Here is a 22978-nt window from a genome sequence, read left to right as displayed (position 1 = left end):
ACGCATCGACGCGGCCCGCAGATATCTGGAGGACTCATGACCGCCACCGACGATCGACCACCGACATCGGACGACCGCGTCCCGGACACCGCGGAGCAGCCGCCGAAGAAGGACCGCACGCACTACCTCTACATCGCGGTCATCGTCGCGGTCGTCGCCGGTGTCGCGGTGGGCATCCTCGCCCCGAGCTTCGGCAAGGAGCTCGGCGTCCTCGGCACGATGTTCATCTCGCTGATCAAGATGATGATCTCGCCGATCATCTTCTGCACGATCGTCCTGGGCATCGGTTCGGTCCGCAAGGCCGCGACGGTCGGCAAGGTCGGCGGCCTGGCCTTCACCTACTTCCTCGGCATGTCGACGGCGGCGCTGGGCATCGGCCTGGTGGTCGGCAACCTGATCCAGCCCGGTGACGGCCTCAACATCACCGAGTCCATCGCGGGCAAGGGCTCCGAGCTCGCGGAGACCAGCAAGGAGGCCGGCGGCACGCTGGACTTCATCCAGAGCATCATCCCCGAGACGCTGGTCTCGTCGCTGACGGTCGGCAGCGTCCTGCAGACCCTGTTCGTCGCACTGCTCGTCGGATTCGCCATCCAGGCGCTCGGCACCCAGGGCGAGCCGGTCCTGCGCGGTGTCGCCAGCATCCAGAAGGTCATCTTCAAAGTCCTGTCGATGGTCCTGTGGCTCGCCCCGATCGGCGCGTTCGGCGCGATCGCCAACGTGGTCGGACAGACCGGTTGGAGCGCGGTCACCCACCTGCTCATGTTGATGGGCGCGTTCTACCTGACCTGCCTGGTGTTCGTGTTCGGCATCCTCGGCACCCTCCTGCGGTTCACCGCGGGCGTCTCGATCTTCAAGCTCGTCCGCTACCTCGCGCGGGAGTACCTGCTGATCGTCGCCACCTCGTCGTCGGAGTCGGCCCTGCCGCGCCTCATCGCCAAGATGGAACACCTCGGCGTGGAGAAGTCGACCGTCGGCGTCGTGGTCCCCACCGGGTACTCGTTCAATCTCGACGGCACCGCGATCTACCTGACGATGGCCTCGTTGTTCGTCGCCGAGGCCATGGGCAAGCCGCTCAGCCTGGGCGAGCAGATCAGCCTGCTGGTGTTCATGATCATCGCGTCGAAGGGCGCGGCGGGCGTCTCCGGCGCCGGACTCGCCACCCTCGCGGGCGGACTCCAGTCGCATCGCCCCGAGCTGCTCGACGGACTCGGTCTGATCGTCGGCATCGACCGGTTCATGTCGGAGGCCCGCGCGGTCACCAACTTCTCCGGCAACGCCGTCGCCACCCTGCTGGTGGGTACGTGGACCAAGACGGTCGACGCCGAGAAGGTCAAGTCCGTGCTCGCCGGCGACGATCCGTTCGACGAGCTGAACATGATCGACCCGCACGAGTTCGACAAGACCCCGGCGGTGTCGACCACGAAGGCCACCGCCTGACACACCGTTTCATCCAGGGCCCTGCGGGTAACCTCGAGACCATGTCGATCAGCAAGGGCGACGCGGTCTCCTGGAACACCCCGCAGGGCCCGACCCATGGAAAAGCCGTCGAGAAGCGCACGAAGGAATTCGAGTTCGAGGGCCAGAAGTTCAAGGCCAGTGACGACGAGCCCTACTGGATCGTCGAGTCGGACAAGAGCGGCTCCAAGGCCGCACACAAAGAGTCCACCCTGGACGAGAAGTAGCGGGGCCCGGTCATGGCATCGACACCGTCCGGCCCCAATCCGTTCGGTGACAATCCTTTTGGGGACATCGGCACCGCGAAGTACGTACAACTGACGACCTACACCAAAGCCGGTGTCGCCAAGCCGGTCCCGATCTGGGCGGCCCTGGACGACAAGGGCGAGCTGTTGATGTGGACGCAGGCGAAATCGTGGAAGGTCAAGCGGATCGGGAACACCCCGCGGGTCACGCTGGCCACCTGCGATCGTGCGGGCAAGAACGTCGGCCCCACGATGGAGGCGACCGCCCGCATCCTCGACGACGCGGGCACCGCTCACACCCGCGAGGTCATCAACGCAAAGTACGGCCTCGTCGGACGTTTCGCGACGACGGCCAGCAGCCTGTTCAAGGGCAAGAGTTCCACGGTCGGCATCGCGGTCACCGCGCCGCGCTGACCGCCACCACGGCGAGGTGATGGCGGTCGTCGCGGACGACGACGGATCGCCAGAGGTTCAGATACGGTCGAGGAGCACCGCCGCATTGTGGCCGCCCATGCCCAGCGACGTCTTGATCGTCACGCCCGGTTCCATCGCGGTCAGACCGTCGAGCAGTCGCGGGTGCGCGGCCGACACGTGCGGTGACGCCGGGATGACACCGGCGTCGTAACCGATCGCCGCGACCGCGAGTTCGACCGCCGCTGCCGCCCCCTGGCAGTGCCCGACGAGCGGTTTGACCGAGTACACCTGCGGACCGTCGGCGAAGATCTCGGCCAGGATCGCCGTCTCGGCCGCCGTGCACTGCGCGGTGCCCGGACCGTGCGCGTTCATGTAGCGGACCTCAGCGGGATCGACGCCCGCGATGTCGAGCGCCGATCGCACGCACCCGAAGACCTGTTCGTGCGACGGATCGATCGACACCACGTGGAACGCGTCGTGGCTCATCGCCCCGCCCAGGACCCGGGCGTAGGAGTCGCTGTCCTGGTTCGACACCACCATCGCGACCGATGCCTCACCGAGGCCGAACCCGCGACTGCCCTCCTGGAACGGCCGTGACGCGTCGAGCGGGTCGCTGTCCCCGACCGCGACGCCCATCCGGATGAAACCCTCGATGGTGTCCGGCGTCAGCGACAGGTCGGTCGAGATCAGGACGACGTCGTCGACCAGGCTGGCGTCGAGCCACATCTTCGCGGTGATCATCCCCGCGTTTCCCGACGAGCACATCGACGCCACCGACATCGACGGGCCGTGGAAGCCGAACTCCTTCATCATCAGCGAGATCGAGGTCGACGGCATCTGGGTGATGAAGCCGCGTGCGGTGTGCGTGGACCGATCGGCGCGGTGGAACGTTCGCCACGCCTCCACCTCGGGGTAGACCGTCGCGTGCAGCACGCCGACCCGCGCCCCGGCCCGCCAGCCGCGCGCCCGGGCGTCGTCGATCGCCTCCCGCGCCGCGGTGCGCAGGGCTCGGGTGAACAGGCTGTCGCCGTCACGGGTGTCGCCCCCGTCGGGCACCCGTGCGACCCACGCCTCGTCACATCCGTCCGGCCCCAGGCCGCCGGACAGTTGCGCGGCCGGTTTGCCGCTGAGCAGCCCGTCCCACAGATCCGTGCGCGACCAGCCGTACCCGGTGACCGCACCGACCCCTGCAATCTGAGTTGCAGACCGTGCATAGTGCTCGCTACCCGCAATTCGTGATGTCACTTCGTTAACCTGCTTTCCCTCTTGACGATTCGGCGTGAAACGTCCCTCTTCGATTAAGGGTGGTGGACGGGCCAATAGCCACTGCAGGTCTCTCGAAACAGGTAAAAATGTTGTAATCGACATCGGAATCGCGCCGGATCCGGTGCCCGAACGGACTGAGGTCGTCGAATGGACGCGGAACGCGAACGCGAGGTCGCCGATCTCTCCTCGATCACCGACCGGTCCTACGGGCGTCTCGTCGACTACCCCGATGCGGTCTGCGTGCACTCCGACGGCATCGTCGTCGCGATCAACACCGCGGGCGTCGCGTGGGCAGGCGCGGCCGCCGACAGCGAGATCATCGGCCGACCGATCACCGACTTCGTCCATCCGGACTCGGTGGGCTCCATGCTCGAACGGATCGCGGCGCTGGCGCAGCAGGGCGATTCCTCGGAGCCGTCCGAGGCCACGATGGTGCGGGTGGACGGCACGACGATCGATGTCGAGGCGACGTCGATCCGCGTCACCTGGGACGACCGGCCCGCCTACCTCGTGATCCTGCGGGATGTCGCCGCGCGGGTGGCGGTCCGCGATGCCCTCCGGTATCAGGAGGCGGTCGTCGACCACGTCACCGACGCCGTCATCGCGGTCTCCGACGACGGTCGGATCGCGAGCTGGAACGCCGCTGCCGCGGCCATCTACCGACGGCCGATCGTGGAGGTCATCGGCGCCCCGATCGGCGACGCGCTCGGAGTCGGATTCGATGCGAGTGCGATCGTCGCCGCCGGCGGCACCGCCACGCAGATCCATCGCGCCGCCGACGGGCGTGAGCTGGCCATCTCGGTCGCCGTGACCGCCGTCGACGACGGATACGTGGTGATCTGCTCGGACAAGACCGCGCTGCAGCAGGCCGAACGCTACTTCCGCACCGTCGTCGACTCGATCGCCGAGGGCATCATCGTCGTCGATCGCGGGGGCCGGGTGACCACCGCGAACCCCGCGGCGAAGGCCATCACCGGCGTGGACCTGCCGGTCGGGACCGGCGACGACGCGACGAGATTCCTCGACTTCGAGGTCTTCGACCACGAGGGTCACGCACTGGCCGACGATCAGCACCCCATCTGTCAGGTGATGACAACCGGGATCCCGCTCGCCGGTGTGGTGCTGGGCGTGGACCTGCCGTCGGGGCGTCGCGTCTGGATCTCGACGAGCGTCCGGCTGATGGATCCGGGTTCGCCGTCCACCTCGTCGGCGGTCTGTTCGTTCACCGACATCTCCGAGCAGCAGACCATCCGGGCCGACCTCGAGTTCGCGGCCACACACGACTCGTTGACCGAACTGCCCAACCGTGGCTCGGTGGTCTCCCATCTCGGTGAGGCCCTCGCGGCCATCCCACGCACGGGGTCGGTCGCGGCGCTGTTCATCGACCTCGACCGACTGAAGCTCATCAACGACTCCCTCGGCCACAGCGCGGGCGATCGCGTCCTGCAGGTCGCCGCGCGCCGACTCAAATCGCTGGTGTCGGGTTCCGACCTGATCGGTCGTGTCGGTGGCGACGAGTTCGTCGCCATCGTGTTCGACCGCCCCGACCGCGCGGCCATCGAGCAACTGGCCGACGAGTTGCACCGCACCCTGCGCAAGCCGTTCGTCGTCGACGGGGAACTGGTCGACATCGGCGCCAGCATCGGGGTGGCGCTGATCGGTGAGCGCGACATCCGCACCGCCGACGACATCCTGCGCGACGCCGACATCGCGATGTACGCGGCCAAGACCGAGGGCCGCGGCAGAACCCAGTTCTACGTGCCCGGTCTCCGCGAACGCATGCGCATCAGGATGCGGTCAATCGGGTAGCGAGTGCCGTGATCGACGGGCCGCGGGGGCCTGCGGTTCCGCCGGTCTCGGCGGCTGGGACCTCGGTGGTTGGGACCTCGGCGGGGTCGGCGGGGGCACCGGCCGGTGTCCGCGCTTGCCGTCCGGTCGTTCGTGCCGGTGCACCAGCGCGACCGCGATGGCCGTGGTGAGCGGCACCGACAACGCGATCGCGATGCCGCCGACGAACGACCGGGCGAGTTCGACCGCGACGGTGTCGGTGGTCGCGAGATTCGAGAACGACTGCCCGGCGACGGAGAACAAGAGCAGCAACGGGAGCGCGCTGCCCGCGTAGGCGAAGACGAGCGTGTAGACGGTGCTGGCGATGTGGTCGCGACCCACGCGCATCGCGGCCGCGAACGACGCCCGCCGGGTGCGTCCGCCGCCCGCGAGTTCGAACACCGCCGACGCCTGGGTGATGGTGACGTCGTTGAGGACACCGAGTGCACCGATGATGAAGCCCGCCAACAGGATCCCGTTGGTGGAGATGCCGTTCTGATACACCTGCAGGTTCGTGGTCTGCTCGCCGGACAGCCCGGTGATGTGCATCGTCTCCACCGAGAGATACGACAGCACCGCCGCGACCCCGAGCGACGCCAAGGTCCCCAACAGCGCGGCGCTCGTCCGCAGACTCACCCCGTGCGCCAGGTAGATGACGATCAGCAGGATCGCCGCCGACGACGTGATGGCCACCGCCACCGGCGATTTGCCGTCGAGGATCGCGGGCAGGGTGAACCCGAGCAGCACGACGAACGCGATGACGAGACCGATCACCGACCGCAGGCCGCGCCACGCCGCCACCAGGACGATGGCCGCGACGAACAGCAACGCCCAGATGATGGTCGACGTCCCGCGGCTGTAGTCGTAGAACGCGTACGACGCAGCCCCGTCGGACCCCGGCGACACGACGAGTCGGATCTTGTCGCCGAGACCCAGCGACGGTTGACCGGGTTGGACCTGGTCGAGTTGGGACGGTGTGAAGTTCTGGGCCACCGTGCCCGGCGCTGTCCCCGACTGCGCGCGGTTGGTGGGCACCTCGACGAGGGTGTTGGCGTCGGTGTCCTTGCCGGAGGTGATGCGGACGGTGCTCTGGATGCACGGCCCGTCGTCGGTCGGTGTGACCTGCGCGGCGCCGCCGAACACGGTTCCCGCCTGCCGGTTGAGGCACGCCGACCGGGTCTGCGCGATCACCGTCCCGGTCGCGGTGGCCAGACGGCCGTCGGGGGCCGACGACTGGAACTGCACGGGCACCTCGTGCTGGCGGTGCGACGGCCACAGCACGATCGCGCCGACGACGACGGCCACCGCGGCTGCGATGATCAGTCCGACCACGACGCGGGCGACCGTGGGTTGCATGTGCACGGCGATCGCCGACGGACTGTGCGTGTGACCGTGCCCTGAGGGGGGAGCGTGCGGGTGGTCGTCGCGCGGATCGTCAGGCTCGCTCACCCGGCACACTCTATGCGGCAAACACCGACCCGAACGGTGTGCGGAGGGTCATCATGGAGCGGTGATCGATGAGCTGCAGGACGAGGCGGCGGCGCTGCTCGCGGCGGGTGAGTGGACCCACGCGCTCGCCGAGTTCTCCGTTCTGCGCGAGATCCGTTCGCGACGCGACGGGCCGTACTCGTTGATGTACCTCTCCAACCTGCACGACTCGGTCCGCTGCATGTGCCACCTGGAGTTGTGGTCGGACTCCGAGCCGCTCTGCCGCGAGCTGTACGGCAAGTACCGCCGCACCCACGGCCCCGGTGAGGCCGACACCGTCGACGCCGCCAAGCGCTACGCCTGGGCCCTCGTGCAACTCCACAAGACCGATCCCGCCGTCGCGCTCTACCTCGCGACCGCCGACGCGCTCTGGACGGCCGGTGACCGCGCCGGGTCGCTCGCCCTGCTGGGGGCCGCGGTGGTGCATCGACAGAACGGCGAGTCCGATGCGCCGGCGACGCTGACGTTCGACGGGTTGTGCAACGGGCCGGATCTGCAGACCGCCGCCGTGTCGCTCGCAGCCGGTCTCCCCGCGCCCGACGGGTCGCTCACGATGGACGGCCTTCGCCTCATCCGCTGAGGCCGACCGTTTTGCACTCGCGCACAGGCGCGGGATTGGATGGGGGACGTGTCCGCCACCTCCTCAGTCCCCACCGAACGGACCACCACCGGTCCGACGCGTCGCGGACAGTGGTGGGGCGTAGGCGCAGCGATCTTCGCCATCGCCTGGGGCGGGAACGAGTTCACCCCGCTGCTGGTCATGTACAAGAACAGCCACGGCCTGTCCGGTCCGGTGGTCGACGCCCTGCTGTTCGCCTACGTCGTCGGCATCGTCCCCGCGCTGATGATCGGCGGTCCGTTGTCCGACCGGTTCGGTCGCGCACCGCTGATGCGTCCGGCGCCGATCATCGCCGCGATCGGTTCGATCATCCTGGCGGTCGGCGCCGATCACGTGTCACTGCTGGTCATCGGCCGTATCTGCAGTGGTGTCGCGCTCGGGCTCGCCATGGCGGTCGGCAGCAGCTGGATCAAGGAGCTGTCCGGCCCGCCGTTCGAGGCGGCCGGGTCGGCGACGCGTGGTGCCCGCCGCGCCGCGATGAGCCTGACCGCCGGATTCGGTATCGGGGCCGCAGCCGCCGGTGTCCTCGCGCAGTGGGCGCCGCTCCCCGATTCCCTCGCCTACCTCGTCAACGTCGCCCTCTGCGCCATCGGTGCGATCTGGGTCATGCGGCCGCCGGAGACGGTGGACCCCAGCACCGCGCCGCGGTCGTTGCGTGAGGACCTCACGATCACCGCCGCCGGTCATCGCCGGTTCATCCGGGTCGTCATCCCGGTCGCGCCGTGGGTGTTCGGTGCCGCCGCGGCCGCCTACGCCGTGCTGCCCACCCTGATGGCCCAGAAGGTCGGCGACCTGCAGATCGCCTACGCCGCCCTGGTCACCCTGGTCACGCTGAGCGCAGGATTCGGCGTCCAGTCGGTCGCCCGACGCATCGACCGCCCCGACCGGGCGCGCAGCTCGGTGACCGCGCTCGGTCTGCTGATCGTCGGCATGGCGATGGGCGCCTGGGCGTCGACCGTGCTCAACCCCTGGCTCACCCTCGTCACCGGTGCCGTTCTCGGCTGCGGATACGGCATGGCCCTCGTCGCGGGTCTGGCCGAGGTCGGTCGCATCGCCGAGCCCGCGGATCTGGCCGGTCTGACCGCGGTCTTCTACTCACTGACCTACCTGGGCTTCGCCGCACCGGTCGTCCTCGCCCTCGTGCACGATGCGGTTCCCGCGCTCACCTATCCGGTGCTGTTCGCCTTCGGCGTGGTGCTGGCGATCGCGTCGCTGGTGGCCGTGCTGACCCAGTACCGGGTCCGTGAGACGGCCGACGAATCGGTTAGGACAGGATGAGCCGGTGACGGCGATCCCCTACTTCTTCACCATCGACGACGACGGGCACTACCTGCCGTCGAAATATGCCCTCGGGCGCTGGGCGCCGGACATGCTCAACGGTCCCGCGGTGTGCGCGGCGGTGGCGCGGTCTCTCGAGCACGACTTCGGACTCGACGACTTCGTGCCCGCGCGCATCACGATCGATCTGTTCAAGGCCGCCCGCAACGCCCCCCTCGAGGTCCGCACGCGCGCGGTCCGGGCCGGACGCCGCATCCACATCAGCGAGGCGAACGTCTGCCAGGGCGAGACGGTCGTCGCGCAGGCGACACTGGTGCAGTTGCGTCGCGCGACCGCACCTCCCGGACAGGAATGGCACTCCGAGCACCCGTTCGACCCGCCGGAGACCGAGGGCCACCGCCGCTGGTACGGCAGCACCGACGCCGGGTGGACCCAGACGATGGGTGATCACCAGAACGGCAGCCGGAAGCAGTTGTGGGCGAAGAGCATCCCTGCCGTCCTCGACACGGAGAACACACCGTTCGTACAACTCGTGATGGCCGCCGAGGCCACCAGCCTCGTGACCAACTGGGGCTCGGACGGGATCGGTTACATCAACTGCGATCTGACCGTTGCCATCTCGCGCTTGCCCGCCGGTGAGCGGATCGGCCTGACCGCCGACACCCACATCACCTCCGACGGGATCGCGGTCGGCACCGCGACCCTGTTCGACCACCTCGGGCCGCTGGGCACCGGCATGGTGACCGCGCTGGGCAACGCCGCCGCGCAGATCGACTTCAGCGGGCACTAGAAACACGACGACACCGGGAGCGGGACATGGAGAACATCGACATCGGCAACGGCGTCACCCTCGGGGTGGAACGAGTCGGATCCGGCCCGGCGGTGCTGCTGGTCGGCGGGCTCGGCCAGCCGGCCGGGGTGTGGGAGTTCACCGGGGTGAGCGGCGCGCTGGTCGACGCCGGCTTCGAGGTCATCTCCTACAGCGCCCGCGGCGTCGCACCATCGTCTGCTCCCGAGCCGCCCTACACGGTCGACGACCTGGCCTTCGACGCCCAGTGTCTGCTGCAGACACTGGGTCTCGACGAGATCATCGTCGTCGGGTACTCCATGGGCTGCTACACGACGCAGGCGTTGGTACGCCGACAGCCGGGCATCGTGCGCGCGGCCGTGCTGCTCGCCGGGCTGCAGCCCTCCCCGATCGGCGAGCTGGTCGGACGCATGGAATTGGGTCTGCTCGACAAGTACGGCGAGATCCCCGCCGACGTCATGACCTTCGAGCAGCTGATGACCACCCTGCAGCCCGCACTGCTGCAGGATCCGGCCTCGGTGGTGGGATGGGAGCAGGTACTGGGCGCGAGTTCGGAGGTCTGGACGAACGACGCCGGCATGAGAGGTCAACTGCAGGCGTCGTATTCGTGGATCACCGCGAACGAGCCCCTCCCCGAGCACCTCGCGGCGTTCGACCCGCCCGCCCTCGTGCTGGCCTTCGAGCACGACCTGTTCTTCCCACCGGTGGGATGCCGCGCCGCGGCGTCGAAGATGCCGAACGCCGAGTACGCGCAGATCGACGGCGTCGCCCACGGCGGCCTGTTCACCGGCCAGACCGACACGGTCGCGCGGATCACCACCTTCTGCGAGACCAACCGGCCCGCAGCGAGCTGACCGACCCTAGGACCGCGCGGACGCGAGCACCCGGGCCAGCAGGGCGCAGAAGTCGGTGAGCAGGCCCGGGACGCCCGCCGACCGGGTCGGGTTGATCTCCCCCACCGTCAGCACGCGCCATCTCGGATCGGCGACGAGCACGCTCAGGGCGGCCTCGAGCTGCGCCAGGGACGGACCGATGTTGCGGCCACTGGTGTTCTCCGACAACGGCGCTCGCGTGAAGTCGAGCACGTCGACATCGACGTGCACCACGAACGACACGTCCGGCAACGTGGCGAGCACACCGCGGGCGGACTCCACCGGATCGGCCATGAGATCGGCCTGGGTGGTGACGGGGATGTCCAGGCGGTCGACGTGGTCCCGCTCGAATTGCGTTGACTGCGTGGGGTCGACGCCGAAGAACACGAGCCGGTCCGGCTGCAGGAGCGGTCGGTCACCGAGCACGTCGAGGTAGGAGTCCAGCGCTCCGGGGAGAGCCAACGCGTGACCGACGCCCATCCAGTCGATCGCACCCTCGTTCGTCGTCTCGGGTGTGTTCATGTCGAAGTGGCGGTCGATGTAGACGAGGCCCGGTCGGTCGTCCGACCGCTGCGTCAGTCCGGCAGCGGCGCCCGTGGCGATGGTGCAGTTGCCGCCGATGACCACGACGCGGTGACCGGACCCGAGCAACGTCGCGACCCGCTCGGCCGTCTCCCGCACCGAGTCGACCGCCTGCGCCGCGTTCTGCGCGTGCGGGGCGGACGGGTCCGGTGCCCACACCTGTTCGGTCGCGTCACCCGCGTCGAGGGCTTCGATGCCCGCGTCGGCGAGTGCGTCGAACAGTCCGGCCGCGCGTAACGCCCGCGGCGCCTGGTCTTGTCCGGCGGCGTAACTGGCTGCGCTGCTCGGCACCCCGAGCACGGCAAGGGTCGACATCGGCGATCACATCCCCATCGGTCTGCGCTAGACGGGTTGGCCGTCCCACTCGTGGTCGTGCATGAACGCCTCGGCCAGGCCGACGCGGTACTTGAAGCACATGCGGGCGATGTCGATGTAGGCGACCACCATCATGAACGCCGGCAACCGATCGCGGCGGTTGGTGATGACGTCGTCGTACGCACGGAAGTCGCGCACGAACTCGCGCATGGTGCGGCCACTGCGCGACGCCTTCGTCCACCCGTAGAGGCCCATGCCGAACCCGATCATCTTGCGGGTACCCGGATCCGGGGTGATCAGCTCCGTCGCCTCACCGGTGAACGCCTTGTCGACCCGGTTGTGTGGCTCGAACAGCATGATGCCGCTGGTGCCGCGCGGGTTGCACTCGATGGTGAACAGGTTGCCCTCGGCGTCCTCGATGAAATCGAAGCCGACCTGACCGGTGAAGTTCATCTGCTTCACGAACGAGGTGATCCAGTCCAGGATCCCGGCGTGCTCGATCGCGTCGAATGCGATGCAGGAGCGGCCGTCGATCGCGTAGCCGACCGGATAAACGGTGTGTGCCAACACTTCTCCGTCACGACACACCGAGTAGGAGCAGTAGGGCGTGCCCTTCATCCACTCCTGCGCGATCCAGGGATTCGTGGGCGAGAACTCGATGTCGGTGGGCAGCTCACCCGGGGTGACCTTGTAGACCTTCTGCGACCCGCGGGAGTAGCACTCCTTGAGGGCGAAGGGGGTGTCGAAGTCGAGAGCCTCGAGGTCAGCCTGGCTTCGCACCTGCGCGAACTTGAGGGTCGGGATGCCGCGCTCGGCGAGGACCCGCTGGAACTCGAATTTGTTGTGCAGGTTGTTCTCCACCTCGAAGTCGGAGAGGAACAGCTCGCAGGTGTCGGGGAAATCGGCGCGCAACATCGCGATGATGTCGGTCTCCTCGTGCACCGGGATGAGGAGATCGATCTCGCGTTCGGTGACGATCCGCGCCAGTTCGCGGCAGTAGGCGCGCGGTTCGAACGTGGGCGACGGGACCTTCTCGAAGGCCGAGGTCGCGTTGGAGAACCGGGAGACGGGAAGACTGATGCTGTCGACCACGGTGACATCGTGGCCGGCCGCGGACATCAGCCGTGCGAGGTCAAGGGTGAGGAACGACCGGGCAAACGTGATCAGGACACGTTTGCTCCCTGGGGCTGACATGGAACTCCATTACTCTCACACCGAGATCAAGGACAGAATCTCACCATGGTAGCTTAAGCAACGGTCAGGCACGGTTTCACCGGATCAGCCTGCGCGCGGCCCCATTCGGGGCGCGACCCGGCCGCGGAGGTGTCCACGTGTTCGTCATCGGCATCGTGTTCGCCTGTCTCGCCGCCCTGGGCTACGGCCTCTCGTCCGTTTTGCGCGCTCTCGGGGCGCGTCGTGCCGCGGTCACCGCGCGGGACGCAGGCGGCGCACCGATGACCACCGCGGCCGGCGGCCCCTCGCTCGGATCCACTGCCGCCACCCTGCGCGATCCCGCCTTCCTCATGGGGACAGGTCTGGTCGTGCTCGGCTTCGGAGGGGGCGCGATCGCGGCGCGATTCCTGCCGCTGTTCCTCTCGCAGACCATCGTCTCGGCCAACCTCATCGTCACGGCGTTGCTCGGGACGGCTGTGCTCGGCATCCGGCTGCACACGCGTGACTGGATCGCGATCATCGCGGTCATCGCCTCGCTGTGCATGCTGGGGTTCTCCTCGACGCATCACCCGACCCAGGGTTCGGATTCCTTCTCGTTCCACTGGGCGCTCTTCGCCGCGACCGTAGCCCTGTCGGCGGCCGCGGTCCTCGTCGTCTACAAGCTCGGTGCGCGGGGCTCCCTCATCGGTGGCGCCGCGGCCGGTCTGCTGTTCGGCGTGATCGCCATCGCCGTGCGGATCCTGCGCGGCGTCGATCCGTTCGACCCCGTCACGCTGCTCACCGATCCCGCCGCGTGGACCATCGCCATCGCGGGCGCCATCGGCTTCTACGTGCAGACCGTCGCCCTACAGCTGGGCGCGGTCAACGGTGTGACCGCGGTGCTGGTCGTCGGTGAGACCGCGGCTCCGGGGATCATCGGCGTGCTGTTCCTCGGCGACAAGGCCGAGCCCGGTCTCGGATGGCTGGCCATCGTCGGGTTCATCGGTGCGGTCATCGGCGCCATCGCGGTGGCCTACTACGGATCGGCCGAGGCCGACCACTTCGGCGAGGCGCCACCCACCGAAGGCGGCTGGCGCCGTCGCCCGAAGCAGCACACGGACTCGGCTCACGCCGGCCCGACGAGCTGACGTCGACTCGCCGCGCTCACCGTCCGGGCCGACGATCAGGCCGTCGTCGGCACCCCGGAGTCGTCCGCGCTCTCGGTGACGTCGGCGGTTTTCTTCGCCCGCCTGCGCAGGTACAGGTACTGCACCGCGATGACGGCGGCCGCCAGTCCCCAGCCGGCGAGGATGTCGAACACGTAGTGCTCACCGGTGTAGACGAGCGTGAACGCCATGACCACGGCATAACCCATGAACAGCGTTCGCCCCAGGGCACGGACGCGGGGCCACATGAACAGCGCGAGCAGCATGGTCAGGCCCGCGTGCAGCGACGGGATGGCGGCGACCAGGTTGGCCTTGGACTGCCCCACCGAGATCAGGGTCGAGGCGGCGCGGATGTCGAGCACCTCCCAGCCACGGGCCGAGATGCGCTCCACGTAGGGCTGCGCGCCCGGATGGGTGGTGGTCACCGGTCCGAGGAGTCCACCGGAGGCGTCCGGGATCTCGTTGTACATGCAGGCGGGGTCGCGCGGGTGGTCGACGACCTGCTCGGCCGAACAGCGCGCGGCCGCCCACGGCGGGGCGCCGGGGACCAGCGTGTAGACGACGAGCGCGAGGAACGTCGTGGCCACGAAGGCGACGGCGTAGCGACGCCAGGCGGAGCGGTCCCTGAGCCACAGGACACCGGCCACCACGTAGGGCACGACGAAGTACGAGATGTAGACGACGCTGGTGAAGACCTCCCACCACGGCGGCGAGGCCATCTTGATGTGGCCCTGCAGCCACACCGTGGGGTTGACCCCGAACAGGGCGTGGTCGGCGTCGACGGCGAGATGCCAGTGCGTGGGCATCCCCATCCACTGGGCGACGTTGCGGGTGAGGTCGTAGAGCATCAGGATCCCGACGAACGGCAACCAGTCGATCAGCACGGTGATGACCCGTCGCCTGCCGATGCTCGCGGCTGCCAGTCCCAGGCACATCCAGAGGATCAGCCGGGTGCGGTCGAAGGCCAGGCCGACCTCGATGAACTGCCAGATGAGGACGGCGAGCCACACGGTCAGGGCGAGGTATCGCCACATCCGGAGGTTGCGCAGGAGCGAGCGACTGCCCGATCGTTCGTCGGTCGACGGCTCCGGGGCCTCGACCGCGGCAGAATCGTCCGGCGCAGATGCAGTCCCCCCGGACGACCGGTCGGCCTCGGAAATCGTCACGCAACACCCTTCACCGAGAAAGCCGGTTGTTCACTTCTGTTAAACCATAGTTTGTCCGAGGTTCGGTGCCACGTCATTTCGAGGGCCGTGGCTACGATCGGTTGATGGCCGTCACCCTCGTCGACCGGGCCGCAGGCGGCGTCAGTCGCCTCTTCCGGACCTACCCGACCCACGACGTCCCCGACGGGTCGATGGTCGACCTCCCCGGGCGCGGGACGACGTTCGTCACCGACTCCGACCCGACCGGGACCAAGCCGCCCATCGTCCTGCTGCACGCGGTCGTGACGACGGGGCTGCTGTCCTGGTACTCCGTGATCCCCGCGTTGAGCGAGACGTTCCGGGTGATCACCATGGACCAGCGCTGGCACGGCCGAGGGATCCGATCCGACCACTTCCGCCTGGCCGACTGCGCCGATGACGTGGTCGCGCTGGCCGACGTCCTGGGCCTCGAGACGTTCCTCGTCGGCGGGTTCTCGATGGGCGGCGGGACCTCGCAGCTCACGTGGCGTGCGCATCCCGACCGAGTACGCGGGTTGGTCCTGGCGTCGACCGGCCCGTACTTCGGGACCTCGACCACCGGCCGCCTCGCCATCGACCGGGTGGTCAACGTGGTGGCCACCAAGTTCACCGCCCCGGTGCGGTCGCTGCGCGGACACGTCCTCGACGAGCGCGGGTTGTCCGACGGGGCCTGGGCCCTGCGGCAGGTGCGGTCGACGCGGTTGTCGCACATCAGCGAGATCGGCTACGAGCTCGGCAGGTTCGACTCACGGCCGTGGCTAAGCGAGATCGATGTCCCCACGGCGGTGTGCGTCACCACCCGCGATCGCGTCATACCGATTGCGCGACAGCAGCTCCTGGTCGGCGGCATACCCGGCGCGCGGCGTTTCGACATCGCCGCGGGTCACGCGTGCTGCGTGCTCGAGGCCGACAAGTTCAACCCCGAGTTCGTCGCGGCCTGCACATGGGTCGATCAGACCGCGCGCGACGCCACGACCTGAGCCCGCGCCGCCGAGCGTGCCCAACCTGCCCGCCGACCTCAGGCGTCGCAGGCCTCGAGCAGCAACTTGATGTCGTCCTCGATGGCGCGCATCAGCGGCCACGCGTCGGGCATCTGCTCCTTGCAGGCGATGGCACCGATGTTGAGCTGCCCGTCGCAGGAGAACACGGTGATGTTGAGTCCCATCCCGTGCATCACCGGACCGAGCGGGAACAGTCCCTTGATGCGGGACCCGAGGAAGTACAACGGGAAGGCCGGGCCGGGGACGTTGGAGATGATCACGTTGACCACTGCCGGATGTCGTTCGGCCAGTTCATAATTGGCGTAGACGCGCATCGCGGCGTTGAGCGTGTTCGGCGGGATCAGTTGCGCCCACCCCCGTAGGAGGCTTGCGTCGAGCGACTTGTGGTGCGACTTGGCCTTCACCGACGAGGTCCGCACGGCGTCGATCCGATCGACCGGGTCGTCGAGGTCGGTGGGCAGGCGCATCATCATCGCGGTGACCTTGTTGGTGCCCTGCACCACCAGCTTCCCGTCGTCGCCCTCGTCGTGCGTCGAGACCGGGACGGCCGCGATGAGGCCGCGGTCGGGCAGATCGTCGGTGTCGGCCAGGTACTTTCGCAGACCGCCCGCGCACACAGCCATCACCACGTCGTTGAGCTTGACGTCGAAGTGGCTCTTGATCCGCTTGACGTCGTCCAGCGACACCTGGGTGAACGCGATGGAGCGATGCGGTGTGATCGTGCCGTTGAAGGCGACGCGAGGAGCGCTGAACGGTGTCGGCATCGCCTCGTCGTTGCGTGACCGGTTGAACCACTGGAACGGGACCGCCACCGTCTGGGGCAGCAACCGGGCGACCGAGATGGGCCGGCGGATGGTGAAGTTCACGAGTCCGTCGGCCACCAGGCCCGCGAACGACGAGCCGCCCGCGGACTTGCCGATCATCTGCTCGTCGAGCTCGGGGTTCTCCGGGGTCAGCGAGCACAACTGGTTGAGCAGGTCGGCCGCCGAGACGCCGTCGACGCCCGCGTGGTGCATGCGCAGCATGATCGAGACGTTGTCGTCGGCCCGTCCCTCGATGACCCAGATCTCCCACAGCGGCTTGCTGCGATCGAGCGGGACGCCGGCGATGTGGGAGCAGAACTCGGCCAGTTCGGCGTCGCTGCCGGGCGCAGGCAGTGCGACCCGGTGGACGTGACGCTCGATGTCGAAGGACCGGTCCTCGATCCAGACCGGATGGTCGATGTTGAGGAACGAGTCGTGCAGCTTGCGACGGAAGGTCGGCATGGCCGTGATCCGCCTGCTCATCTCCGTGCGGAGTCGGTCGAAGGAGTAGCCGCCGATCATCGTGCTGGGGTCGAGTTCGATGATCCCGACCACCTGCATCAGCATCGATCGCGATTCCAGGTACAGGAACGACGCGTCCAGACCACTCAACCGCTCCATAGTGCTGCCCTCTCCCGCGACTGTGCTTCCACTCTGGACTACTCCTATCGTGGACGACATGCGATTGGGAGCACATGTACGCGAGGACGCCGATCCGATCGGGACCGCCGAGGCGATGGGGGCGGACCTGCTGCAGATGTTCGTCACCGATCCGCAGGACCGGAAGATGCCCAAGCCCGCGCCGCACCCCGACGCCGAGCGCATCCGGTCCTCGCCGATCGATGTCGTGGTGCACTCCTCCTACATCATCAACGTCGCGAGCCTGAACAACCGGCTACGGATGCCGTCGCGCAAGGCTGTCGAGCAGCAGGCGGCCGCGGCCGCGGAGATCGGCGCCTTCGGCCTCGTCGTCCACGGTGGACACCTCGGCGACGGAGACGACGACGCCAAGGGCTTCGAGAACTGGGCGAAACTCTTCGAGCGCCAGGCCGACAAGGGCGGGTTCGGCGTCCCGATCCTCATCGAGAACACCGCAGGCGGCGACCACGCGATGGCCCGCACCCTCGAATCCATCGAGCGTCTCTGGGACGCCGTCGGCGGGTTCGATCAGGCCGGCTTCTGCCTGGACACCTGCCACGCGTGGGCGGGCGGCGAAGATCTCGTCGGACTGGTCGAACGGATCAAGAACATCACCGGCCGAATCGACCTGATACATCTGAACAATTCGCGCGACGAATTCGATTCGGGTCGCGACCGGCACGCGAATCTCGAATCCGGCCACATCGATGCCGACGTTCTGGTGGAGATCGTGCGGGCCGCCGGTGCACCGGTGATCCTCGAGACCCCGTCCGAGGGCGTGGCCGATGACCTGGCATATCTCCGCTCGACGCTCTCCTGAACGGCGGCTCGTGAGTCCACGTCACAGTGGCCTCCGGCTATGGCGCACATCTCCGAATCGTGAGTTGTTCCACAGCGGATCCGAAGGTATATTCGGCGTTATTACTGGCGAGTAACTTACTGGAACAACGGAGTGCCCGGGGTTTCGCATGTGGTCTCGCTGAAGCAGCCTCGATCCAGCCCCGCAACAAAGGAACGCCATCATGGGCCATTACAAGAGCAATCTGCGCGACCTGCAGTTCAACCTCTTCGAGCTGTTCCAGCTCGACAAGGTCCTGGAGAGCGGCGACTTCGGCGATCTCGACCACGAGACCGCGGTGGACATGCTCAAGGAGGTGCGCACCCTCGCCGAGGGGCCCATCGCCGAGTCGTTCACCGATTCCGATCGCAACCCGCCCGTCTTCGACCCCGACGAGCACTCCGTCACCCTCCCCGAGCCCTTCAAGAAGTCCTACAAGGCCTTCATGGACGCCGGCTGGGACAAGGTCGGTATCGCCGAGGAGCTCGGCGGCATGCCCGCCCCGCGGTCGCTGTTCTGGGCGATCAGCGAGATGGTCCTCGGCGCCAACCCGGCACTGTTCATGTACGGCGCCGGCACCGGCTTCGCCGAGATCTTCTGGCGCAACGGCACCGACGAGCAGAAGAAGTGGGCGCAGATCTGTGCCGAGCGCGGCTGGGGCGCCACCATGGTGCTCACCGAGCCCGACGCCGGATCCGACGTCGGCGCGGCCCGCACCAAGGCAGTGCAGCAGGACGACGGCACCTGGCACATCGACGGCGTGAAGCGCTTCATCACCTCCGCCGACCAGGACATGACCGAGAACATCTTCCACCTGGTTCTCGCCCGTCCCGAGGGTGCCCGCGCGGGCACCAAGGGTCTGTCGCTGTTCTTCCTCCCCAAGTTCCACTTCGACCACGAGACCGGCGAACTGGGCGAGCGCAACGGCGTCTTCGTCACCAACGTCGAGCACAAGATGGGCCTGAAGGTCTCGGCCACCTGTGAGGTCACCTTCGGCCAGCACGGCATCCCGGCCAAGGGCTGGCTCGTCGGCGAGGTCCACGACGGCATCGCGCAGATGTTCGACGTCATCGAGCACGCCCGGATGATGGTGGGCACCAAGGCCATCGCCACCCTGTCCGCCGGTTACCTGCAGGCCCTGGACTACGCCAAGCTGCGCATCCAGGGTGCCGACATGACCCAGATGACCGACAAGACCGCCCCGCGCGTGTCGATCACCCACCACCCCGACGTACGTCGCGCACTGCTCACGCAGAAGGCGTACGCCGAGGGCCTGCGTGCGGTGTACCTGTTCACCGCGTCGCACCAGGACGAGGCCGCGGCGAAGATCGTCTCCGGCGCCGACAAGGACCTCGCGTTCCGCGTCAACGACCTGCTGCTCCCGATTGTCAAGGGCGTCGGCTCCGAGCGCGCCTACAGCGTCCTCACCGAGTCGCTGCAGACGCTCGGCGGATCCGGCTTCCTGCAGGACTACCCGATCGAGCAGTACATCCGCGACGCCAAGATCGACTCGCTGTACGAGGGCACCACCGCGATCCAGGCGCAGGACTTCTTCTTCCGCAAGATCATCCGCGACAAGGGCCAGGCCCTGGCCCACATCGCCGGCCAGATCAGCTCGTTCATCGACTCCGAGGCGGGCAACGGTCGCCTCAAGGCCGAGCGCGCGCTGCTCAAGACCGCTCTCGACGACGTCCAGGGCATGGCGGCGACGCTGACCGGGTTCCTCATGGGAGCCCAGGAGGACTCGACCCAGCTCTACAAGGTCGGCCTCGGCTCGGTCCGCTTCCTGCTCTCGGTCGGCGACCTGGTCATCGGCTGGCTCCTGCTGCGTCAGGCCGAGGTCGCACTCGCGGCTCTCGACGCCGGCGCCGAGGGCACGGACAAGCCGTTCTACGAGGGCAAGATCGCGGTCGCATCGTTCTTCGCGAAGAACATGCTCCCGCAGCTGACCTCCACCAAGGCCATCATCGACAACATCGACAACGATCCGATGGAGCTCGACGAAGCCGCGTTCTGATCTGAACTGATCCACCCACTCAGCCCGGTCGCCCGTAGGGAGGCCGGGCTGAGTGCTGTCCGGACCATCAGCGCGCGCCCACCGTTCAGACGCGCGCCGACCTGCGCGCGCGGGCGAACGGGAGACGCGCGTTCACGCTGTGTCGGCGGCGAGGTACTCGCGGACGAAGTCCTCGAACGATCTCGGCGCTCGACCGGTGACCCGCTCGACGGTGTCGGTGACGCGGTTCTCCGACCCGTTGCGGATGTCGAGGTCGAGTCCCGCCAGGATCGGGGCGTACTCGGCGGGCAGACCGTGCTCGACGTGCTGGGCGGCGAGTTCATCCACCGTGACCGACCGGTGGGTGACCGGCGTGCCCGTGACGCGCGTGATGATCTCCGCGGCCTGCGTGTAGGTCAGCGCCTGCGGGCCGGTCAGGACGTGCGCACCCACGTACGGAGTCGGGTCGAGCAGTGCGCGGACACCGACCGCGGCGATGTCGCGTGCGTCGATGAAGGCCACCGGGCCGTCACCGGTCGCCGTGACGATCTCGCCCCGGCGCACGCCGTCGGCGAGAGCGGATTCACCGGCGAAGTTCTGCATGAACCACGACGGCCGCAGCACCGTCCACTCCGGCACCAATTGCTCCGCCAGAGTGTGGATCTCACCGAGACCCGGATCGCCGGCGGACACCGCGGACGCGCTCTGCACGACCACTCGCCGCACTCCCGCGTCACGTGCGGCGCGAAGGAACGGTTCGACGACCACGGCTGGATCGGCAGCGCCGACGGGCGCGATCAGATACACCGCCGACGTCCCGGTCAGCGCGGACGCCCAGGTGTCGGCGTCGAACCAGTCGAATCGGATCTGTCCTGCCGACCGCGGGCTTCGTGTCGCCCGTCGGGCGCCCACCCCCTCCTCGGCGAGCAGCGCCGACACCGAACTGCCCACGGTCCCGGTCGAACCGAGCACCAGAACGGCGCTCACGCCTGCCCGCCCGCGAGCTGGGCGTCGGCACCCACGATGTCGACGACCGCCGCCGAATTCCAGTAGTCGCGGTAGCGGTTTATCGCGTCGTCACGGACGGTGATCACCGCGATGTAGACCATTCGATACGGCCGGTCGGTCGCGACGACCACCCCGTCCACGGTGAACTCGACGATGACCACCTCGGGATCGGTGGTCACGTGCACGGTGCGGTCCAGGGAGCGGATGTCGAGGATCGACGCGTAGTCGTCGAGGTAGTCGTGCAGTGCGAGGTGTCCCCGCACCGCACGTGTCGCGTCGCCGGTCGCCAGCGGGAACTCCATCACCCCGTCCGGGGCGAACATCTCGACGAACGCGTGCATGTCGTGGTCGACGAGAAGGTCAAGGGTCCGATCGACGACGTCAACGGCTCTCATTCAGTTACCTCCTGTTGGACGGAACGGTACCGTCCCGACCACGTTAACAGAACGGAACCGTCTCGTCCGTTGCTACGATCCGACGATGATCCGACGCAGTCCCAGCGGAGCCGCCGTCCTGAACGCCGACACCACGGAATCGATCAACAGCGCAGCGCTCGAGATGCTGGCCGAGGTCGGCATCGGACGACTCTCGATGGAGGCCGTCGCCCGGCGTGCCGGGGTCGGCAAGAGCGCCCTGTATCGGCGATGGCCCTCGAAGACCGCGATGACGATCGCGGTGCTGTCGGAGTTCAGCGTCGAGCTCGCCGCCACGCCGGACACCGGGTCACTCCGTGCTGACATCCGTGAATCGGTCGAGGCGCTTCGACTCTGGCTCGATCACCCGCTCTTCTCGCGGATCCTCCCCGACCTCGTGGCCGAGTCCGGCCGCGATCCCGAACTCGCCGAACTCCACACGAGAATGATCGGGGTCCCCCGACGTGAACGCGCCGCCGCGATCTTCGCCCGCGCCCGCGAACGCGGAGAGGTCGGCGACGACGCCGACATCGAACTCGCGATGGATCTGCTCGCCGGTCCCGTCTACTGGCGGTCGGCGGTGCGCGCACAGCCGGTGGATGCCGCCTACCTCGACTCGGTGACCGACGCGATCGTGGCGCTCGTGACGTCCACCGGACCCGGTGATGACGGAATCGACACACCCGTCCGGTAGCTATCATCGATCGTCATGGACATGTCGATCCCCGGTCTCCGCGTACTCCGCGAGGTCGCAGAGCGAGGCACCTTCACCGCGGCGGCGCACGCCCTGGGGTACACGCAGTCGGGGATCTCACGTCAGGTGGCCGCCCTGGAGAAGGCGGCACACACCCGGCTATTCGACCGCGTGCCCGGCGGTGTGGTCCTGACGCCCGCCGGGTCCCGACTGCTGCCACACGCGGCGCGCGTTCTCGACGAGATGGACGCCGTCGAGCGCACGCTACGTGGGCCGACGCGGACCGAATCCGTGATCCGTCTCGGGATGTTCTTCAGCGCCGGAACGGTTCTCGTGCCACGGGCACTGGCCGCGCTGAGCCGCAACCGGCCGGACATCGCCGTGACCACGCGAGAGGGATCGTCCCCCGCGCTCATCCGGGCCATTCGTGCCGGCTCCCTCGACGCGGCGATCGTGACCTCGCGCCCTCCACACCGGCCGCTCGACTCCGAGTCACCGAGCCTCTCCGTCACCACGATCACCGAGGTGACGCTGATGGTCGCGGTCGCGGCCTCGGGGCCGCTCGGAGATCGCGAATCTGCCACTCGCGCAGAGCTGATGGACCAGCGGTGGATCGTGGCGCCGTCACGCACCGAGGAACCGCTGCTCGGCGCATGGCCGTCTCTTCCGGGACGACCGCACGTCGCGCACGTGGCCCGCGATTGGATGACCAAGTCGGGCCTCGTCGCGGCGGGCCTCGGTGTGACGACGGTGGCGTCGAACATGGCCGACGCCCTGCCCGCCGGCGTCCGACTCCTCCGGGTGGCCGATGGACCGGCCGAGTCGCGGCGCATCGTCCTCGCACATCGCACCGATGACGTCGATCCCGCGATCGGAGCGATGATCGACACGCTCCGAACCACCGCTGCCTGACGC

The 22978-nt window shown here is 68.1% G+C and carries 22 protein-coding genes; 14 read left to right on the top strand and 8 right to left on the bottom strand.

From position 1 onward, the window contains the following. Positions 1-36: 36 nt before the first annotated feature. From LX13_RS11535 to LX13_RS11525, 3 genes are read left to right on the top strand one after another with little or no spacing between them, the layout of a single operon-like run. The gene (locus LX13_RS11535) at positions 37-1437 is read left to right on the top strand and encodes a cation:dicarboxylate symporter family transporter (RefSeq protein ID WP_253661451.1); all 1401 of its coding nucleotides are present in this window, start codon (positions 37-39) and stop codon (positions 1435-1437) included. Between the two features lie 41 nt (positions 1438-1478). Further along, entirely contained in the window at positions 1479-1682 is a 204-nt protein-coding gene (locus LX13_RS11530) for a hypervirulence associated TUDOR domain-containing protein (RefSeq protein ID WP_253661450.1), read from the top strand. A 12-nt stretch (positions 1683-1694) separates the two neighbouring features. Continuing rightward, complete coding sequence (locus LX13_RS11525; protein WP_253661449.1) at positions 1695-2114, top strand: PPOX class F420-dependent oxidoreductase; 420 nt, start codon at positions 1695-1697, stop codon at positions 2112-2114. Between the two features lie 57 nt (positions 2115-2171). Here LX13_RS11525 and LX13_RS11520 read toward each other — a convergent pair whose 3' ends face one another. Beyond that, positions 2172-3359: a beta-ketoacyl synthase N-terminal-like domain-containing protein gene (locus LX13_RS11520; protein WP_253661448.1), complete on the bottom strand. Its 1188-nt coding sequence runs from the start codon at positions 3357-3359 to the stop codon at positions 2172-2174. Positions 3360-3527: 168 nt separating this feature from the next. Between LX13_RS11520 and LX13_RS11515 the strand changes: the two genes are divergently transcribed. Then, positions 3528-5189 carry a diguanylate cyclase domain-containing protein gene (locus LX13_RS11515; RefSeq protein WP_253661447.1) on the top strand — a complete coding sequence of 554 codons (1662 nt, stop codon included), beginning with the start codon at positions 3528-3530 and terminating at the stop codon, positions 5187-5189. Here the strand turns inward: LX13_RS11515 and LX13_RS11510 are convergent. Beyond that, positions 5178-6563 carry a YibE/F family protein gene (locus tag LX13_RS11510; protein WP_253661825.1) on the bottom strand — a complete coding sequence of 462 codons (1386 nt, stop codon included), beginning with the start codon at positions 6561-6563 and terminating at the stop codon, positions 5178-5180. The genes LX13_RS11515 and LX13_RS11510 overlap by 12 nt on opposite strands. A 154-nt stretch (positions 6564-6717) precedes the next feature. Between LX13_RS11510 and LX13_RS11505 the strand changes: the two genes are divergently transcribed. The 4 genes from LX13_RS11505 to LX13_RS11490 are packed head-to-tail and all read left to right on the top strand — an operon-like array spanning position 6718 to position 10254. Next, complete coding sequence (locus tag LX13_RS11505; RefSeq protein WP_253661446.1) at positions 6718-7275, top strand: hypothetical protein; 558 nt, start codon at positions 6718-6720, stop codon at positions 7273-7275. A gap of 39 nt (positions 7276-7314) precedes the next feature. Beyond that, entirely contained in the window at positions 7315-8592 is a 1278-nt protein-coding gene (locus LX13_RS11500; RefSeq protein ID WP_372499875.1) for an MFS transporter, read from the top strand. A gap of 4 nt (positions 8593-8596) precedes the next feature. After that, complete coding sequence (locus LX13_RS11495; RefSeq protein WP_253661445.1) at positions 8597-9382, top strand: acyl-CoA thioesterase domain-containing protein; 786 nt, start codon at positions 8597-8599, stop codon at positions 9380-9382. 26 nt (positions 9383-9408) lie between these two features. Further along, positions 9409-10254, top strand: a complete 846-nt coding sequence (locus tag LX13_RS11490) for an alpha/beta fold hydrolase (RefSeq protein WP_253661444.1) — start codon at positions 9409-9411, stop codon at positions 10252-10254. Positions 10255-10260: 6 nt separating this feature from the next. Here the strand turns inward: LX13_RS11490 and LX13_RS11485 are convergent, their stop codons facing one another. Further along, positions 10261-11169 (bottom strand): arginase family protein, encoded by a 909-nt coding sequence (locus LX13_RS11485; protein WP_253661443.1) that lies wholly within the window; start codon positions 11167-11169, stop codon positions 10261-10263. Positions 11170-11196: 27 nt separating this feature from the next. Further along, positions 11197-12363 carry an ATP-grasp domain-containing protein gene (locus LX13_RS11480; RefSeq protein WP_253661442.1) on the bottom strand — a complete coding sequence of 389 codons (1167 nt, stop codon included), beginning with the start codon at positions 12361-12363 and terminating at the stop codon, positions 11197-11199. Between the two features lie 137 nt (positions 12364-12500). Here LX13_RS11480 and LX13_RS11475 point away from each other — a divergent pair, with 137 nt between their 5' ends. Beyond that, entirely contained in the window at positions 12501-13469 is a 969-nt protein-coding gene (locus tag LX13_RS11475; protein ID WP_308214736.1) for an EamA/RhaT family transporter, read from the top strand. A 35-nt stretch (positions 13470-13504) separates the two neighbouring features. On the opposite strand, the gene LX13_RS11470 is transcribed toward LX13_RS11475, so the two are convergent. Further along, on the bottom strand, positions 13505-14653 hold the full coding sequence (locus tag LX13_RS11470) for a phosphatase PAP2 family protein (protein ID WP_372499874.1): 1149 nt from the start codon (positions 14651-14653) through the stop codon (positions 13505-13507). A gap of 104 nt (positions 14654-14757) precedes the next feature. On the opposite strand from LX13_RS11470, the gene LX13_RS11465 reads away from it, so the two are divergent. Then, positions 14758-15651 carry an alpha/beta fold hydrolase gene (locus LX13_RS11465; protein ID WP_253661441.1) on the top strand — a complete coding sequence of 298 codons (894 nt, stop codon included), beginning with the start codon at positions 14758-14760 and terminating at the stop codon, positions 15649-15651. A gap of 38 nt (positions 15652-15689) precedes the next feature. On the opposite strand, the gene LX13_RS11460 is transcribed toward LX13_RS11465, so the two are convergent. Beyond that, positions 15690-17096: a WS/DGAT/MGAT family O-acyltransferase gene (locus LX13_RS11460; protein WP_253661440.1), complete on the bottom strand. Its 1407-nt coding sequence runs from the start codon at positions 17094-17096 to the stop codon at positions 15690-15692. Positions 17097-17154: 58 nt separating this feature from the next. Between LX13_RS11460 and LX13_RS11455 the strand changes: the two genes are divergently transcribed. Both LX13_RS11455 and LX13_RS11450 read left to right on the top strand, forming a co-directional pair. Next, complete coding sequence (locus LX13_RS11455; RefSeq protein ID WP_253661439.1) at positions 17155-17934, top strand: deoxyribonuclease IV; 780 nt, start codon at positions 17155-17157, stop codon at positions 17932-17934. Positions 17935-18136: 202 nt separating this feature from the next. Next, the gene (locus LX13_RS11450) at positions 18137-19969 is read left to right on the top strand and encodes an acyl-CoA dehydrogenase (protein ID WP_188486898.1); all 1833 of its coding nucleotides are present in this window, start codon (positions 18137-18139) and stop codon (positions 19967-19969) included. A gap of 132 nt (positions 19970-20101) precedes the next feature. Here LX13_RS11450 and LX13_RS11445 read toward each other — a convergent pair whose 3' ends face one another. Then, entirely contained in the window at positions 20102-20935 is an 834-nt protein-coding gene (locus LX13_RS11445; RefSeq protein WP_253661438.1) for an NmrA family NAD(P)-binding protein, read from the bottom strand. Beyond that, entirely contained in the window at positions 20932-21351 is a 420-nt protein-coding gene (locus tag LX13_RS11440) for a nuclear transport factor 2 family protein (protein WP_253661437.1), read from the bottom strand. Before LX13_RS11440 ends, LX13_RS11445 begins: the two co-directional genes overlap by 4 nt. A gap of 85 nt (positions 21352-21436) precedes the next feature. On the opposite strand from LX13_RS11440, the gene LX13_RS11435 reads away from it, so the two are divergent. Both LX13_RS11435 and LX13_RS11430 read left to right on the top strand, forming a co-directional pair. Beyond that, on the top strand, positions 21437-22063 hold the full coding sequence (locus LX13_RS11435; protein WP_253661436.1) for a TetR/AcrR family transcriptional regulator: 627 nt from the start codon (positions 21437-21439) through the stop codon (positions 22061-22063). 21 nt (positions 22064-22084) lie between these two features. Continuing rightward, positions 22085-22975 carry a LysR family transcriptional regulator gene (locus LX13_RS11430; protein WP_253661435.1) on the top strand — a complete coding sequence of 297 codons (891 nt, stop codon included), beginning with the start codon at positions 22085-22087 and terminating at the stop codon, positions 22973-22975. Positions 22976-22978: the final 3 nt, after the last annotated feature.

This window comes from Williamsia maris, assembly GCF_024171815.1.
GTDB lineage: Bacteria > Actinomycetota > Actinomycetes > Mycobacteriales > Mycobacteriaceae > Williamsia_A > Williamsia_A maris.
The sequence above is the reverse complement of the archived record's forward strand: the minus strand, read 5'-3'. Positions and strand labels throughout refer to the sequence as shown.